Here is a 529-nt window from a genome sequence, read left to right as displayed (position 1 = left end):
CGCGCCGACGCAGCCTGATATGCCCAAGGTCTTCATCACTCAGCGTATAGTGCTTGAGCAAATCCGTCTGTGAAGTCGGCAAGCGCAACAGCGCGTCTTTCTGCCGATCGGTTAGAGTGACGCGACGCGGCATACATGTTCCTTTTTCAAAATCTGATAGCGTTCAAGACGCTTTGTTTATGAAGCTGGTTGAGATACATTTCCAGAGGTCAATGCAATCGTGGCCGAAGCGCCGCCTCAAACCAACGTATATGTGACAGAGGAAATATGTTCATCGGATATATTCGGATGTCAAAAGCGGATGGTTCGCAGACGAATGATTTACAACGTGATGCACTGATCGCCGCAGGTGTTGATGCCGCACATTTTTATGAGGACCGGGCATCGGGCAAACGAGAAGAGCGTCCTGGACTTACAGCCTGTCTGAAAGCACTACGACCCGGAGACACGCTGGTCGTATGGAAGCTGGACCGCCTCGGTCGTGATCTTCGTCATCTCATTAATACAGTGCACGACCTGACCGCGAGGG

At 51.8% G+C, this 529-nt stretch carries 2 protein-coding genes; one reads left to right on the top strand and one right to left on the bottom strand.

Annotated elements, in window-relative coordinates; translation table 11 throughout:
• Positions 1 to 133: DUF4158 domain-containing protein (locus L2I46_RS29870; protein ID WP_442910097.1), on the bottom strand; the 133-nt coding region annotated here is incomplete at its 3' end.
• Between the two features lie 134 nt (positions 134 to 267).
• On the opposite strand from L2I46_RS29870, the gene L2I46_RS29330 reads away from it, so the two are divergent.
• Positions 268 to 529: recombinase family protein (locus tag L2I46_RS29330; RefSeq protein ID WP_017901465.1), on the top strand; the 262-nt coding region annotated here is incomplete at its 3' end.

The sequence above is a fragment of the Klebsiella sp. 2019SCSN059 genome (assembly GCF_021739525.1).
Lineage (GTDB): Bacteria > Pseudomonadota > Gammaproteobacteria > Enterobacterales > Enterobacteriaceae > Klebsiella > Klebsiella quasipneumoniae.
The sequence above is the reverse complement of the archived record's forward strand: the minus strand, read 5'-3'. Positions and strand labels throughout refer to the sequence as shown.